Annotated in this window: 1 protein-coding gene; it reads right to left on the reverse strand. The window is 56.1% G+C overall.

The genetic code is table 11. The features are described from left to right. Window positions 1-64 precede the first annotated feature (64 nt). Window positions 65-499: NAD(P)(+) transhydrogenase (Re/Si-specific) subunit beta (locus E1162_RS00060; protein ID WP_257098522.1), on the reverse strand; the 435-nt coding region annotated here is incomplete at its 5' end.

A 499-nucleotide genomic window follows, 5' to 3' on the forward strand; every position in this document is an offset into this window, starting at 1 on the left:
GCTCTAAACGGCAAAGCCCCCGTTTATGGCGGGGGCTTTGTTGTTTTTGTTTGTGGTGCTTTGGTTAGTCGACGAGCTGGAGCAGCTTGTCGATGGAACCTTTCGCATCACCATAGTACATGCGGCTGTTTTCTTTGTAGAACAGCGGGTTCTCGATACCGGAGTAACCGGTGCCCTGACCACGCTTGGAGATAAACACCTGCTTGGCCTTCCACACTTCCAGAACCGGCATACCGGCGATTGGCGAGTTCGGATCTTCCTGAGCCGCCGGGTTCACAATATCGTTTGCGCCGATAATGATGACCACGTCGGTGTTCGGGAAGTCGTCGTTGATCTCGTCCATTTCCAGAACGATGTCGTAAGGCACCTTGGCTTCAGCGAGCAACACGTTCATGTGGCCCGGCAAACGGCCCGCCACTGGGTGGATCGCAAAGCGGACTTCCTTGCCCTTGGCGCGCAGGCGCTTGGTGAGCTCGGAAACAGACTGCTGAGCCTGTGC

Source organism: Pseudovibrio flavus (assembly GCF_009711345.1).
Taxonomy (GTDB): Bacteria; Pseudomonadota; Alphaproteobacteria; order Rhizobiales; family Stappiaceae; genus Pseudovibrio; species Pseudovibrio flavus.